Source organism: Bradyrhizobium sp. LjRoot220 (genome assembly GCF_964252915.1).
Lineage (GTDB): Bacteria > Pseudomonadota > Alphaproteobacteria > Rhizobiales > Xanthobacteraceae > Bradyrhizobium.
Window position 1 is genome coordinate 242,688 of the sequence record NZ_CAXUPS020000005.1, and the last position, 14,365, is coordinate 257,052.

General features: G+C 61.4%; 13 protein-coding genes and 1 tRNA gene. 11 read left to right on the forward strand and 3 right to left on the reverse strand.

Annotated features, from left to right (window positions below):
* Positions 1-184 precede the first annotated feature (184 nt).
* A tRNA-Arg gene (locus ACSQ84_RS22410) sits at positions 185-261 on the forward strand.
* A 204-nt stretch (positions 262-465) separates the two neighbouring features.
* On the opposite strand, the gene ACSQ84_RS22415 is transcribed toward ACSQ84_RS22410, so the two are convergent.
* A complete protein-coding gene (locus ACSQ84_RS22415) occupies positions 466-1,377 on the reverse strand; it encodes a LysR family transcriptional regulator (RefSeq protein WP_436213881.1) in 912 nt (303 codons plus the stop codon).
* A 120-nt stretch (positions 1,378-1,497) separates the two neighbouring features.
* On the opposite strand from ACSQ84_RS22415, the gene ACSQ84_RS22420 reads away from it, so the two are divergent.
* On the forward strand, positions 1,498-2,130 hold the full coding sequence (locus ACSQ84_RS22420) for a DsbA family protein (RefSeq protein ID WP_436213882.1): 633 nt from the start codon (positions 1,498-1,500) through the stop codon (positions 2,128-2,130).
* Positions 2,131-2,246: 116 nt separating this feature from the next.
* Complete coding sequence (locus tag ACSQ84_RS22425; protein ID WP_436213883.1) at positions 2,247-3,146, forward strand: MBL fold metallo-hydrolase; 900 nt, start codon at positions 2,247-2,249, stop codon at positions 3,144-3,146.
* Positions 3,147-3,250: 104 nt separating this feature from the next.
* Here ACSQ84_RS22425 and ACSQ84_RS22430 read toward each other — a convergent pair whose 3' ends face one another.
* Both ACSQ84_RS22430 and ACSQ84_RS22435 read right to left on the reverse strand, forming a co-directional pair.
* A complete protein-coding gene (locus ACSQ84_RS22430) occupies positions 3,251-4,900 on the reverse strand; it encodes an amidohydrolase (RefSeq protein WP_436213884.1) in 1,650 nt (549 codons plus the stop codon).
* A gap of 123 nt (positions 4,901-5,023) precedes the next feature.
* A complete protein-coding gene (locus ACSQ84_RS22435; protein ID WP_436214088.1) occupies positions 5,024-5,326 on the reverse strand; it encodes a MoaF C-terminal domain-containing protein in 303 nt (100 codons plus the stop codon).
* Between the two features lie 10 nt (positions 5,327-5,336).
* On the opposite strand from ACSQ84_RS22435, the gene ACSQ84_RS22440 reads away from it, so the two are divergent.
* From ACSQ84_RS22440 to ACSQ84_RS22475, 8 genes are all read left to right on the forward strand, one after another.
* Positions 5,337-6,683, forward strand: a complete 1,347-nt coding sequence (locus ACSQ84_RS22440; protein ID WP_436213885.1) for an ABC transporter substrate-binding protein — start codon at positions 5,337-5,339, stop codon at positions 6,681-6,683.
* Positions 6,684-6,689: 6 nt separating this feature from the next.
* Entirely contained in the window at positions 6,690-7,553 is an 864-nt protein-coding gene (locus tag ACSQ84_RS22445) for a branched-chain amino acid ABC transporter permease (RefSeq protein WP_436213886.1), read from the forward strand.
* A 7-nt stretch (positions 7,554-7,560) separates the two neighbouring features.
* A complete protein-coding gene (locus tag ACSQ84_RS22450; protein WP_436213887.1) occupies positions 7,561-8,592 on the forward strand; it encodes a branched-chain amino acid ABC transporter permease in 1,032 nt (343 codons plus the stop codon).
* Positions 8,589-9,308 (forward strand): ABC transporter ATP-binding protein, encoded by a 720-nt coding sequence (locus ACSQ84_RS22455; RefSeq protein WP_436213888.1) that lies wholly within the window; start codon positions 8,589-8,591, stop codon positions 9,306-9,308. The genes ACSQ84_RS22450 and ACSQ84_RS22455 overlap by 4 nt, the downstream gene beginning before the upstream one ends.
* Positions 9,305-10,015, forward strand: a complete 711-nt coding sequence (locus tag ACSQ84_RS22460; RefSeq protein ID WP_436213889.1) for an ABC transporter ATP-binding protein — start codon at positions 9,305-9,307, stop codon at positions 10,013-10,015. The genes ACSQ84_RS22455 and ACSQ84_RS22460 overlap by 4 nt, the downstream gene beginning before the upstream one ends.
* Before the next feature lie 165 nt (positions 10,016-10,180).
* The gene (locus tag ACSQ84_RS22465; RefSeq protein WP_436213890.1) at positions 10,181-11,137 is read left to right on the forward strand and encodes a helix-turn-helix domain-containing protein; all 957 of its coding nucleotides are present in this window, start codon (positions 10,181-10,183) and stop codon (positions 11,135-11,137) included.
* A 99-nt stretch (positions 11,138-11,236) separates the two neighbouring features.
* Complete coding sequence (locus ACSQ84_RS22470; RefSeq protein ID WP_436213891.1) at positions 11,237-12,643, forward strand: aldehyde dehydrogenase family protein; 1,407 nt, start codon at positions 11,237-11,239, stop codon at positions 12,641-12,643.
* Positions 12,644-12,670: 27 nt separating this feature from the next.
* Positions 12,671-14,266 (forward strand): GMC family oxidoreductase, encoded by a 1,596-nt coding sequence (locus tag ACSQ84_RS22475; RefSeq protein WP_436213892.1) that lies wholly within the window; start codon positions 12,671-12,673, stop codon positions 14,264-14,266.
* Positions 14,267-14,365: the final 99 nt, after the last annotated feature.

Sequence of the window (14,365 nt, forward strand, 5' to 3'; positions counted from 1 at the left end):
GGAAAGCGCGTCAAAAGAAGAATCCGGAGTCCCGTTTCCGATTTCATCGGAACGGGGCTCCAGGACCAAATCACCAGTGGTTCCCGCGGTTGCGCGTGGCAAATCACGGCGCAATCGCAGGCTGGCGATCAGGCTTCGGCTCTGGTATGGAATCGCCGATACCCGCCCGATTCAGTGGGTTCGCGGTCCCGTAGCTCAGCCGGATAGAGCGACGGTTTCCTAAACCGTAGGTCGCATGTTCGAGTCATGCCGGGATCGCCAGCGCGGGTGCTGCGCTTAATGCAATAAAATCAATAACTTCTTGTCGATCCTCACTTCGTTCTTGATCGAAAATTCGTGTTGCGTCGCCGACGCAACACGCGCCGACGATTTTGCGCGCCATCGCGTAGTGAGCGGTTCACAAATGGTCCATCACCACGAAAGCGAGCATTCAATTCACGTCTCGCACGGCTGAAAGCTGCCCTCTTACCTCAGCCTGGCCGGCTCCATGCGCTTGTGCTCCTCCATCAGCATCGCCACGAATGCGGTGACCTTGGGCGGTCGGAAACGCGCGGCCGGGTAAACGGCATGGATGCCGCCAGCCGGAAGCGTCCATAGCGGCAGCACGCGGATCAGCCGGCCGGCCTTGATGTCTTCCATGACCAGGAAATCGGGCAACACGGCGAGGCCTGCGCCGGCGAGGGTCGCGGCGAGGACCGCCGGAGTTGTATTGATGGTCAGCGTTTGCTTCATGCGAACCGCCTGCCGCTCAAAATCGTTCCTGGTAAAGTGCCAGTGCAGCGGCTCCTTGAGCGCGCCGTTGGTAACGAATGGCAGGGCTGCCAGGTCTTCCGGCCGGACCACGGCGCCTCTCTTGACGACGCCCGGTGCGGCCACCAGCAATTGCCGAAAACTCCCAATCCGCCTGGTCTGCAGGTTCGAATCGTCGAGCCAGCCAACGCGGATCGACAGGTCGATCTGGTTCGCAACGAGGTCGATCTTGCTGTCGGCCAGTATCAAGTCGACCCGGCAGGCCGGATGTTTTCGCGAAAACGCCGCTGCCAGCCGCGCAAGCGTGCATGAGCCATAATCGTTTGGAGCAGCGATCCGCAGGAGGCCCATCGGCTCCGCATTCGTCTGAGCCAATTCCGCGAACGCGTTTTCGGCTTCACGCAAGATCATGACACATCGTGCGTGAAGCAAGCGGCCGGCTTCCGTCGGCTCGACACGCCTGGTGGTACGAACCAGCAGGCCGGTTTTGAGTTCCTGCTCGAGCCTGGCGACTTGCTGGCTGACCACGGTCTTCGTGATGCCGAGCCGGTCCGCTGCGCGGGTAAAGGAAGCTGCGTCGACGACAGCCGCAAAGTACGCCAGGCGGTTGAGATTGATCGATTCCATATCCCACCCTCGGAAACATATTGTATGTTATTAGCACACAGTATGTAGCATTACATGCTATTTATCGACGAATAGAATTCGCCTATCTCACCGTCAACGAAATCGACGGCGGGATTGAACATGCGTGTGACCTATCTATTCGATCCGCTCTGCGGCTGGTGCTATGGCGCGCACCCCGCGCTGGAACAACTCGCCCGGCGGGATGATGTGGCGCTTGAGCTTGTGCCGACCGGTCTGTTCGCGGGCGAGGGCGCGCGCGCGATGGATGCGCAATTCGCGGCCTATGCCTGGCAGAACGATGAACGGATTGCGCGCCTCACGGGCCAGCCCTTTTCCGAAATCTACCGCACCCAGGTCCTGGGCAAGACCGGTGGCATGTTCGACTCGGCACCGGCAACCCTCGGCCTGGTCGCCGTGCGCGTCACGGAGCCCACCAGGGAGTTCGAAGCACTCAAGGCGATTCAGCATGCGCGCTATGTGGATGGACGCGACATTGGCAGTCTGCCTGAGGTCGGCGACATCCTTCGCTCGATCGGAGCTCCTGCCGCGGCAGAACGCGTGCGAACGCCGGACGATGAACTGACGCAAGCCTACCGCCGGCAGCTCGAGGCCGCACGCTCCGAGATGCAGCGGTTCGGCGTTTCCGGCGTTCCGGCACTGCTCGTGGGCGATGGCGCCGAACGCCATCTGCTGCGCGGCAACCTCCTGTTTGGCCGCTTCGACCTTCTCGTTTCACAGCTGCAGGCCGCCTGATCCCGCCGATCGGCAGCGCTCAGGGCTCCGCCGCTTTCACGTAGAGATCGCCGGGATACTTCACTTGCCTCCCGGCACCGTTCGATCGTTTTCGCAAAAACCAAATGGAGATCCAGATGTACACCCGGAGAGATATCGTAATGACAACCCTTGCGGCCGGCGCAACAGCCGTTTTTGCCTCAGCGGAGTTCGGCCATGCCGCCGAATCCAAATTGAGCTGGAAGCATTTTCCGGCGGGTCCCAACGGATTCTTCCGCGCTCCGGTGCTGTTATCCGGTCCGACCGAAGCCCTCCTGGTCGACGGCGGCTTCAATTATCCGGATGGCCGTGCGTTGGCCGACGCGATCAAGGCGAGCGGCAAGAAGCTCACTGCGATCTACATCAGCCAGTCGGATCCGGACTATTACTTCAGCCTGAAGCCGGTCCGCGACGCCTTTCCGGGTGTGAAGGTCATTGCCGCCGCGGCAACGCTCGAGGCGATCAAAGGCAATGTCGAGAAGAAGCTTGCCGTATGGGGACCGCAGCTCAAGGAGAACGGCCCGCAGACCCTCTCCGATGTCGTTCTGCCAGAGGCGTTTGACGGTCCATCTCTGACGGTTGACGGCGAGACCATCGAAATCATCGCCGCGGAAGGCTTGGCCAACCGTCGCTATCTCTGGGTGCCGTCGCTCAAGGCTGTTTTCGGCGGTGTCATGATCTTCTCCGGCGTCCACGTCTGGACCGCCGACACGCCGACAGCGGATATTCGCGCTGCCTGGATCGCAAACCTCGACAGGATTGCCGCCCGCAAGCCGGCCGTCGTCGTGGCCGGCCATATGAAGCCTGATGCTGCAACCGATCTTTCAGGCGTTCAGCATACCAAGGCCTATCTGGTCGCATTCGAAGAGGAATTGACCAAGGCCAAGGACAGCGCGGCGCTGAAAGCTGCGATGGAAGCGCGGTTTCCCAATCTCGGGATGGGCGTCGCCCTCGACATCGGCTCCAAGGTCGCCAAAGGCGAAATGAAGTGGGGCTGAGACGGGTAGGGATCACGATCTGATCCACGTCACCCTGTGCAAGCCCGTCGGAGGAGAGCGACCGCAATCCGCTGGTCGCTCGCCTCCATGGAGGCATCCAGCTCTCATTTCACGTTTGAGAAAACATCCGTCGCGTAGACAACCTTGCCGCCTACGACCGTCAGCAGAGACGCAGTAGCGCCAATCTGCTCAATCGGTATCGACATGAAATCCTGATTGAGAATGGCGAAGTCGGCGAGCTTGCCGTTTTCCAGTGTCCCACGCCGCATCTCATCGAAGCAGAACCACGCGCTGCCTACCGTATACAGCCGCAAGGCATCTTCGCGACTGGGCGTTTCGTCCGGTCCGCGCGTCGATAGCCCGCCGACCGTCTTGCCGTCGAGCATCCATTGCAGTGCGACGAACGGGTTGTAGGATGCAACCCGATGCGCATCCGTGCCGGCGCCGACGTGCACGCCAGCGCGCAACGCCGTAACGATTGGCGGCATACGTCGCGCAGCCTCGCCGGCTTGCGCCGCGATACGATCGCCTCCCAGGTACAGGGCATCCTGCATGGTCCAGCCGAGACCAAGCGCCTTCATGCGCACAAGAGTTTCGGGTGAGGCGTTGTCGAGGTGTGCGATGGACCAGCGAAGCGGCGCGATCGGCGTTTCCTTGTTTACCTCCTCGTAGAGATCGAGGAGTTGATGAACAGACTTATCTTCCGGCCAGTGGATGGTAACGGAAAGCCCCTGTTTCGCCGCCCAGCGAACAATCTGAAGGAACTTGTCCTTTGCGGCGGCATCGGGAGCATTGTTGTTATACATGCCTGCGGTTATCCGCTCGCCGATTCCGTTGAATCGCAACATGTCGTCGCCAAATCCCATCGGCAGGAATTGCGTGAGATTCTTGTACTCCTCGAATTCCGCGCCGACGTTCTGGGCGAAGAGGCTGAAGGCGACCCGCACCGAAAGCGCTTTTTCACGCCAAAGCTTCTGCAATGCAGCGTAGTGGCTCGGATAGATGCTGAAACCACCGGGGTCCACGACACCGGTAATTCCAAGACGATTGAGCTCAGAAAAGAACTGTTGAGTCCCGGCGATGTTGTCTTCAAAGCTCGGCCTCGGGAGGCGGTCGAAGAGTGCCGAGATGCTGATGATCGTGCCGGTGAACCAGCCTGTGGCGTCGCCTGATGGTGTGCGTTCGGCCATGATGCCGGCGGGTAGGCGCTCCGCCGAGATCCCGAGTGTTTCCTGTGCCTTCGGCGTCATCAGCACTGCCGAATAGAAGAGTTGGATGTAGGCCGCGCTGTCAGGAACGGCGGACATCACCTCGGCCAGGGTTGGCCGTCGTTTCTCGGCAAATTGCAACTCGCTCCAGCCACCCGCCACGATGATCCAGGATGCCGGACGCGCCCTGGCCGCCTGGCGCAAGCGGTCCATCGCTTCGCCGATGGTCCGTGCACCGATCCAGTTTACCTCCGTTGCGTAGGTAAGGCCGGCGCGCACCGCGTGAATATGGGAATCGATCAGCCCCGGAATGACGGTGCGGCCACCGGCGTCGACGCGGCGTGTCGCCGACCCGACCAGGGCTTCCACCGCATCGTTGCCACCGACAGCAACGATCCTGCCTTCGCGGACAGCGAGAGCCTGCGCGACCATCGATGCAGAATCGAGCGTTACGATTTTTGCGTTCGTGACGATGAGATCGGCCTTCTGTGCGTGAGCTACAGTAGCCCAGGATGCGATGACCAAAGTCGCCAGAAGTTTGCGCATGTTCAGTCCCGGAATGAGAGAAGAGGGCGCGGCGTCTCATGGATCAGCCGTGCAGAATGTGGCAGTGCCGGAATGCTATCAGCGAAGCCCCGGCTGGCGCAAATTGCGCCACGCTGCTTCGTCTCAGACGAGCTCGATGTCCGCAGGATAACCGGCATCATGCAGCTTCTCGAAAACCGCGCCCGTCAGGATATGCCGCGGTTCGGTGAGACCGCCGGGCGTCCCCCACGCGCAGCCGGTGCTGCGGCAAGCCGCCATGTCGTACACGAACACCGCGGCCAGATCGATCAGGATCTCCCGCCAGGTGACGACATAGACTCCGTCCCTGATTTTCCAATAGCTGGTCTCGTCGGTTCCGCAATCGCGCGTTTGCGTCCTACAGCGGCTGCGTCGGAGTCCAAGACGGGTCGCGCGGGGCAGGCCTATTGTCCGTTCGTTGGGCGAAGTCCGTCAAGAGGCAAGCCCGACGATTGCGCGCCAAAAGGGCGGCACGGATTTGTCACGGGGAGGGACACTGATGAAATCTAGAAGTGCGTTCTTGGCCATCATCGTTGGGACGCTGGTGTCGTGCCTGGCCGGCGCGGCCTATGCCGCCGATCCTCGGTGTGGCGCCAATACCGGCAAGCCGGCCGCCGGCGAGCCGATTGTCATCGGCGGCATCGTCAGCATCACGGGACCCGATAACTTCAGTTCGTCGGGCCTGGCCGCGGCAGCTTACTTCAAGTGCCTCAACGCCAATGGCGGCGTCAACGGACGCCCCATCAAATATCTGCTCGAGGACGACGCCTGGAATCCGGAACAGTCCTCGCAGGTCGCAGCCAAACTCATCCGGGACCAGAAGGCAGTCGTCCTGGTCGGTAATATGAGCTTCGTCGATTGCGGCGCAAATCAGGGTCTTTACGAAAAGGAAGGCATCATGGTGATCGCCGGCGTCGGCGTGCCCCGCGATTGCTTCTTCCAGAAGAATTACGCGCCGACCAATGCCGGCCCGCGCGTCAGCAATACCAAGGCGGTGATGGATGTCGCGCAATCCTACCCTGGAAAAATCAAGCGCCTGGTCTGCATAGCCCCGAATATTCCAAACGTTGGCGAATGGTCCTGCACCGGAGCGGTCGCGTGGATCAAGAAGCAAGGCGGCGACGGAAAGATCATCGCCTTCGATCCGGGCTCCCTGGATGCCACATCCATCATCCTCGAGGCGATGACGTTCAAGCCCGACGTGATCAGCGTGGGTACGCCCAAGGGCATGGCGGTTCCGATCTTCGCGGCGGCAGAGGAGCAGCGGCTGGCGGACAAGGTGCACTTCACCGGCCCGGCGTCGCTCTACAATCTGGATTTTCCCCGCGCGATCGGCAAGTACTGGGACGGCAAGGTCACGGTCGACATGGAGTTGAAGGCTGCCGACGCCGGGACGCCGGATATGAAGAACTGGCTGGCGGTAATGGACAAGTACGGCAAAGCCTCGGACCCGCGCGACACCTTCTCTCAGGCCGGGTATCTCGCTGCCCGTGTCACGGCAGAAACCCTGCTGAAGATGGATCCCGCAAAGACCGACCGGCAGTCGGTGACGGCGGCTCTGCGCAATGTGAAGCGTTTCGAAAGCGACATGTTGTGCTCGCCCTGGTACATCGGCGATGGGCCCCGTCACAACGCCAACCATGCGGGACCGGTCTCGCTCGTCAAGGACGGAAAATTGCTACCGAAGCCGACCTGCATCGAGTCGGAAGATCCCGAACTTGATGACGTGCGTGCATACGAGAAGACCATCGGGCTCGCGAAGTAAGTCACCATGCCCGATTTCACGCCGTTCCTCGTATCGGGTCTCGCCCTGGCTGCGACCTATGTGCTCTCGGCCGTCGGCATTGTCGTGCTCTATCGAGCCTCGGGCGTCGTCAACTTTGCTCAGGGCGCCGTCGGCGCCCTCGCCGCCTTTATCTCCTGGTCGATAGTGGAGCATGGCGGCCCGGCGGCCTTGTCATGGCTGGTGGGGGTAGCGGTCGCAGCGATCCTCTCGCTGGCCTATGGCAGTGTGATCGCGACGCGCGTGGTCTCCACCGACCCGATCACGCGTGCGGTGGCAACGCTGAGTTTTGCGCTGATATTGCTTGGCTTCATGGGCTATCTCTGGGGAGAAGCGCCTCGTCGCCTGCGCTTGCCGACCGACACCATGAGCTTCGAGCTTCTTGGCGTGCATGTCACACTGACACGTGCCATCGCGTTCGGTCTTGGGGTGTCGGTGACGGCTGTCGTCATGTTGTTTCTCTCGTACAGCCGGATGGGTCTTCAGATGCGCGCGCTCGCCAGCAATCGTGAGCTCAGCGCGATGCTCGGCGTGCGCGTATTTCGAATCGACGGTTGGGCCTGGGTCATCTCCGGCGTACTGGCGGGAGTGAGTGGCGTGCTGCTCGCCGACTTGCAGCGGTTGAGTGGGCAAGCTCTGACATTCGCCGTCATCCCCGCTATTGCGGCCGCGGTGATCGGGCGCTTTGCTTCGCTTCCCGCAACGGTCGCCGGCGCCCTTGCGATCGGTGTTTGCGAAGCGCTTCTGACACCCGTCCCCGTCATAGGCCCGTTCCGTTCGGCTACTCCATTCATCTTCGCGGTCGGTGCGATGCTGTGGATGCAGCGCAAGCCTGTCTTCGTATACAGGTGATCGCGAAGTGACCGATCGAAGTCTTGAAAGGGTTTCGCTCGTCGTCTCCAGTCGATTGCCGTTGCGGGAGATCGCTCTCTGTGCAGGCGCGCTTGCGGCCCTCTATTTTCTGCCGTCGTTCCTGACCGGCTATTGGCTCCGGGTCATGATTTCGGTTTCGGCGCTGGTGGTCGCGAGCCTCAGCGTCAGTGTTCTTTTTGCGCAGCTCGGCATGGTTTCGCTGGCGCAATTCGGCCTGCTCGGCGTCGGGGGATGGTTCGCACTGCGAATATCGCACGGAATGGGCGCGCCATTCGAGCTGGCGCTTCTGACGGGAGGAGCCGCCGCGGCGCTTGTCGGCTTGGTCGTCGGGCTCCCCGCCCTCAGGATGCGTGGGCTGTATCTGGCCATCATCACCCTGATGATGGCGGGAGCGATACAGGTGCTGATCAGTGCCTTTGGGTTTCCCGATGGCGGCACGGGCATTCTCGGCAAGAGCACGGGGGCCCGCGTCATGATGGTTCGCCCGTTCCTTGCGCAGAATGACCCGGCCTATTTCCGCTACACCGTTGTCATCGCGGCGCTCTGCTATCTCCTCGTCCTGGCGCACGTTCGCGGACGACCCGGCCGCGCATGGGCCATGATTCGCCGTGGTGAAGTCTGTGCGCTGGCGGGAGGCGTCCACATCGTCGCGTACAAGGTCTGGGCCTTCGCTCTTGCCGGCTTCCTCGCGGGCATCGCCGGAGGATTGCTCGCGGGCGGCGTGGGTCAGCTCGACGGCAGCGCTTTCCCGGCCAGCCAGTCGATCATGCTATTCGCGCTGACGATTGTCGGGGGCGCTTATTCCTGGTGCGGGCCGATCATCGCCGGGCTGTTGTTGCGGGCTTTCCCCGCTTTGCTGAACGAGTTTCATGTCGACGGCAATATCGCGACCATGGCCTTCGGCGTCGGCCTTCTGCACGCCCTGATGACCGCTCCACAGGGCATAGCAGGCCAACTTGCCGATGCATTTAGGGCAGCCGGCAAATTACTCAAGGGCAATGGCAGGACCGCGGCGTGATCGAGATCCACGATCTGACAGTGCTGTTTGGTGGCGTGCGGGGTCTAAACGCCTTGACCGCAACCCTGCCGGCGCCGATCACAGGACTGGTTGGGCCCAACGGGGCCGGCAAGACGACGCTCATTAATGTGCTGTCCGGCTTCATTCGTCCTGCGGCGGGTTCGGTCCAGGTGGACGGCGAGGATCTGAGGGGCATTCCCGTCCACAAGCGCGCCGCGTTCGGCATCCGTCGCACTTTCCAGAACGAGCAAGTGGTCGAGAATCTGAGCGCCGCCGATAACGTCGCCGCCGTGCTCGATAATGTGCCGACCGATGACCAACCGCGCAGGGCGCTGATCGCGAAGGCTCTGGATTTCGTCGGTCTCAGCGCCAAGGCCAATGTGCTTGGAGGCAGCCTCAATGCGTTTGAACGGCGCATGGTCGAGATCGCGCGCTCGACAGTCGGGAGCCCGCGTCTGATCATGATGGATGAGCCAGGCGCTGGCCTCGCGCAGGACGAGAGCGAGCATTTGCGTCGGATCATCAGGGATGTTCACCGCTACTGCGGCGCGCAGGTGTTGCTGGTGGATCACGACGTCGATCTTATCTCGGCAACTTGCACGGCGACATTGGTGCTCGATTTCGGCTCGCCGATTGCCTATGGCCCGCCCCCGGACGTGCTTGCCGATCCGAAGGTCCGGGCCGCGTATCTCGGAGTCTTGGAGGAAGGCGCGTGAGCACCGGGCTGACAGTGCAGCGCTTGAACGTCGCGCGCAGTGGCAAGGCGATCCTGCATGACGTCGATCTGACGGTTTCGCCGGGAAAGATTACCGCGCTGCTCGGCGCTAATGGCGCGGGAAAGAGCAGCCTGGTGCTTGCGATCGCGGGCGTCTTGCCGGTCTCCAGCGGCGTCATCGCGCTGGACGGCCAGTCAATCGTGGGCCAGAGACCGGATAGCGTGCGTGCGAACGGTGTTGCGGCCGTGCCTGAAGGGCATCAGGTACTGAACGACCTGAGCGTCGAGGACAATCTGAAGGTGGCGGGCTGCCAGCTCACGCGTGCTCAACTTCAGTCGGCGCTCGCACTTGCGCTCGATACATTCCCGGAGCTGCGTGAGCGCCTGCGCGTGCGATCGGGTGACTTGTCCGGCGGGCAACAGCAGATGGTGGCACTCGCCCAAGCGATCGTCGGAAAACCGCGGTTTCTCCTTGCGGACGAGCTGTCGTTCGGTTTGGCGCCAGTCGTCGTCGCCCGCCTCGTTCCCGTGCTTCAGAAGCTCGCATCGGAGGGGGTCGGTGTGCTCCTGATCGAACAGTTTACCCATATCGCGCTCAGGATCTCACATGCGGCTTACGTGATGGAGCGCGGAAGGATTTGCTTTTCGGGCGAAGCAAAAGAGCTGGTTGGAAATCCGGAGATATTGCATAGCGCCTATCTGGCCTAAGCTTCGACGGTGAACCAGGTCAGAGCTTCTACCCTATCGATGGCTCGCTTTTCGTCAGCTGGCACGCTTGTTTCAACCGCTCCGCGGGGTGTTGACTCGGCATGCGTGCTGCTTAACATGTTATCAAAATCGCCCGCTCAGTGGCGCTTTTAGGGAGGGGCGCGCATGCAGCTCCAGGAATTCAGCGACCGGACTCCCGAGGTCTGGGGTCAAGCTCCCCTGGAAGAGTGGAGGGATCGGCTTCAATCCGTCTGTGGTCGCTTCACTCCGGTTGGCTGGGAGCAACGCGATTTCGTCAACGGAGGCGTGTCGCTTTCCAATGCGGCCGGTGTGGCAGTCGTTCAAGTCGCCACTGACGTCGAGGTTGTTCGACGCAACGAGCGCGACATTCGCCTCGACTATGGCGAACATTTCTTTCTGCTGGTCCAGCTGGAGGGCTCGTGTGGGGTAGAGCAGCGCGGGCGTCAAAATATGATCTCGCCCGGAGACTGCATCCTCGTCGACTCTTCTCTGCCCTCGAATTTCTATTTCGAAGGCCGCTTCAGCAACCACTTGTCGGTGCATTTGCCCAGGCAATTACTGCTTGCCGAAAGGCCGAACGATTTTGAGATATCGCGGCGCCTGGCGGCCGATGACCCGATGTCGACCATGTTACGGGCGCTGGTCGCCAAGATGCTGCAGACTTCCTCCAGTCACAAACGGTCAGCCGAATTACGTCAGTTGTTTTTGCAGGCGACGCGGCAGGCCTTTGCAGTGGATGGGCCCGATGCCCCCCTTTGTCCGAAAGACCGCGCCGGTGGCCGGCTGGAATTCGCGCGGCTGTTGGTCGACCGTCATCTCACCGATGAGCGACTGACGCCGCAATGGTTGGCGGCTCGGCTCGGGGTCTCAATGCGTACGCTTCAGGAGGATTTTAACGCCCTCGGCACCACGGTCACCAGCTTCATTCGAGACCGTCGCCTGCATCTCGCGAGGGATCGGCTGGTCGAGAAGCAGCGCGGGGCCACCGACGGTACCATCGCGGAGATCGCTTATTCGTCGGGCTTCAATGATATCTCCTATTTCAACCGGTGTTTCAAGAAGGCCTTCGACTGCTCTCCGAAGGAGCTCTCACGCGGTTGATTTGCGCTTCGGTCCAATTGGTGCCGCGTTATATTCCAAGACAGCAGAGGCCCGATCGTTTTTCCTGAACGCAACAATCGCGGGTCAGGAGACGTTCGCATGGGGCGCTGGAGCTTGTTCATCGATGGTCGTCAGGTCGAGACAGAGACCTTTCAGGACGTCATCAATCCTTCGACCGGAGGGGTGGTGGGAGCGATGCCCGTCGCCACGGCGGCCCATCTCGACGCGGCTGTAGCGGCAGCCTCAAATGCATTCCTCAAATGGAAGGAAGCTGCGGATTCCGAGAGGGCTGAAGCCTGTCGCGCCATTGCGAAAACGATCGAAGCGAATTCCGAAGAGCTGGCGCGACTGCTCACGCTCGAGCAGGGCAAGCCGCTCAATGGCCTGGGATCCCGGTTTGAGATCGGCGGGGCCGTAGCCTGGACGCGTCACACCAGCGATCTGTCTCTTCCACCGGAAGTGCTGCAGGACGGCCCTGAAGGCCGCGTGGAGCTTCATCGCAAGCCGATCGGCGTGGTCGGCTCCATTACTCCGTGGAACTGGCCGGTCATGATTGCGTGCTGGCACATTATCCCAGCCATCCGCGCCGGAAACACCGTCGTCATCAAGCCGTCCCCGCTCACTCCGCTCAGCACGATCCGCCTCGTCGAACTCATGAACGAGACATTGCCGCCCGGTGTGGTCAACGTCGTCACGGGCGAGAACGAGATCGGCGCCCTGATATCCGCGCATCCAGGCATCGCGAAGGTTACCTTCACTGGTTCAACCGAGACCGGGCGCAAGATCATGAAAAGCGCCGCGACGACACTGAAGCGTCTCACACTCGAACTCGGTGGTAACGACGCGGGGGTCATATTGCCCGACGCCGACCCAAAAGCGATCGCCGAGGGCCTGTTCTGGGGCGCGTTCATCAATGGCGGGCAAACCTGCGCCGCGCTGAAACGGCTCTACGTTCACGACAGCATTTACGATGACGTCTGTCGCGAACTGACGGCCTATGCACAGAAAGTTGTCGTGGGCGACGGGCTGTCCGAAGCCTCCACGCTTGGACCGGTTCAAAACAAGCGGCAGTTCGAGGTCGTCTCTGCATTTGTCGAAGAAGCGAAGGAAAAGGGCGGCCGCGTGTTGATCGGCGGCGACCCGGCCGGTGGCCCGGGATATTTCTATCCGGTTACGCTCGTCGCGGATGTCGATCACGGTTGCCGGCTGGTCGACGAAGAACAGTTCGGGCCGGCTCTGCCGATCATCCGTTATCACGATGTCGAAGAAGCGGTCGCGAAGGCGAACGCAAGCTCGATGGGTCTTGGCGGCTCCGTTTGGGGATCCGATCTGGACGCGGCAAAACGAATTGCGGGCCGAATCGAGGCGGGCTCGGTGTGGATCAACAAGCACGGCGCCATTCAGCCGAACGCGCCGTTTGGCGGCGTCAAGCAGTCGGGTTTCGGCCTCGAATTCGGCGTCGATGGTTTGAAAGAGTTCACGACCGTCCAGACGGTGTTCTGCTAGTTCGGAACTGAAGGGCCGGGGGAAGCCATGCAGGAATACGACTACATCGTCGCCGGCGGCGGTTCGGCCGGATGCGTTATCGCATCGCGCTTGTCGGAAGATCCTGGCACGCGGGTTCTCCTGATCGAGAGCGGACAGCGCGACAGCGACAAATATATCCACATCCCGGCGACCTTCTTCAAGGTTCTGGAGAAGGGCAGGGACGCCCTGTTCTACTCTTCCGAACCGGAGAAGGGGTTGAATGGTCGTCCATCAATCGTACCGCAGGGTCATGTGCTCGGCGGCGGCAGCTCAGTCAACGCAATGGTCTACATCAGGGGTTCGCGGCAAGACTACGACACCTGGGCGCAGATGGGCTGTCGAAACTGGGGCTACGAAAAGGTTCTTCCCGTCTTCCGCGATCTCGAGAACAACCAGCGGCTTTGCGGCGAGTATCATGGCGTCGACGGCGAACTGACGGTTTCGGATCGTCCCTACGGTCATCCCCTGTCATGGGCGTTCATCCGTGCTGCCCAGGAGGCCGGGCTTCCTTACAATGAAGACTTCAACGGAGCTCGACAGGAAGGTGTCGGTTTCTATCAGACTACGACAAGCCGCGGGCGTCGTCGCAGTTCCGCCGAGGCTTTCCTGCGCAAGGCGGAAAGTCGCGCCAATCTGACGATCCGAACGGCAACCCGGGTCCAAAAGGTGGTGTTTGATGGAAAGACCGCGACCGGCGTGATGCTCGATGACGGCTCGACTGTGAAGGCGCGGCGCGAGGTGATCCTCACGGCAGGGGCTCTCGCTACGCCAAAGATCTTGCAGCTGTCGGGCGTAGGGCCGGCCGCACACTTGCGTCAGCACGGGATCGATGTCGTTGCCGACCTGCCTGGTGTCGGCGAGAATTATCAGGACCATCTCGAGGCAACTGTCCAGTGCGAGATCAAGGATCCGATCTCGATATTCGGCGAAGATAAGGGTCTGCGGGCCGTATCGCACATGGTGCAGTATCTTTTGACCAAGACCGGGCTGTTGACCTCGACGGTGGTGGAGTCCGGCGGTTTTGCCGACACCGCCGGAACGGGAGAGCCTGACGTGCAATTTCATGTCCTTCCAACATTCGTCGGCTTCGCCGATCGTCCGCCGGACCCCGGCCATGGCATTTCGATCGGGCCGTGCGTGTTGCGTCCGCAGTCGCGTGGGTCCGTTCGGTTGCGTTCCCCGGACCCTGCCGACCGCGCACTCTTCGTTGCCAATTCGCTCGCCGAGCAGGCGGATGTAGAAACCCTCGTGCGAGGCGTTGAACTGAGTATCCGCATCGCCGAGGCGCCCTCGCTTGCCCGTCTCGTGAAGCGGCGCGTATTGCCCAAGCCCGGGCTTGAAAACGACAGGGAGGCGCTTCGCGATTATGTTCGCGGGATTTCAAAGACGGTCTTTCACCCCTCCGGTACGGCGAAGATGGGCCCGCCGGACGACCCAAAGGCGGTCGTTTCCGAAGAATTGAAGGTGCGGGGTGTCGACAATCTGCGTGTCGCCGACGCTTCAATTATGCCGCGGCTCGTCTCCGGAAACACAAATGCTCCCACAATCATGATCGGGGAAAGAGCGGCGCGATTCATCCTGGGCAAGGACCGCGCAGCCTAGGCTTCACATGACGCAGCGCGCGTCACAGTCGGATTGCCGATCGCCCGTAGCGGGTTGCGGTCAGGCGAAGGATTAGCCGGACGACTTAGGAAAAATAGA

Excerpts from the sequence above, each read along its gene's own strand:
- ACSQ84_RS22445 (WP_436213886.1), top strand. The coding sequence starts at position 6,690 with ATGCCCGATTTCACGCCGTTCCTCGTATCGGGTCTCGCCCTGGCTGCG.
- ACSQ84_RS22465 (WP_436213890.1), top strand. The coding sequence starts at position 10,181 with ATGCAGCTCCAGGAATTCAGCGACCGGACTCCCGAGGTCTGGGGTCAA.
- ACSQ84_RS22420 (WP_436213882.1), top strand. The coding sequence starts at position 1,498 with ATGCGTGTGACCTATCTATTCGATCCGCTCTGCGGCTGGTGCTATGGC.
- ACSQ84_RS22430 (WP_436213884.1), bottom strand. The coding sequence starts at position 4,900 with ATGCGCAAACTTCTGGCGACTTTGGTCATCGCATCCTGGGCTACTGTA.
- ACSQ84_RS22425 (WP_436213883.1), top strand. The coding sequence starts at position 2,247 with ATGTACACCCGGAGAGATATCGTAATGACAACCCTTGCGGCCGGCGCA.
- ACSQ84_RS22470 (WP_436213891.1), top strand. The coding sequence starts at position 11,237 with ATGGGGCGCTGGAGCTTGTTCATCGATGGTCGTCAGGTCGAGACAGAG.
- ACSQ84_RS22415 (WP_436213881.1), bottom strand. The coding sequence starts at position 1,377 with ATGGAATCGATCAATCTCAACCGCCTGGCGTACTTTGCGGCTGTCGTC.
- ACSQ84_RS22475 (WP_436213892.1), top strand. The coding sequence starts at position 12,671 with ATGCAGGAATACGACTACATCGTCGCCGGCGGCGGTTCGGCCGGATGC.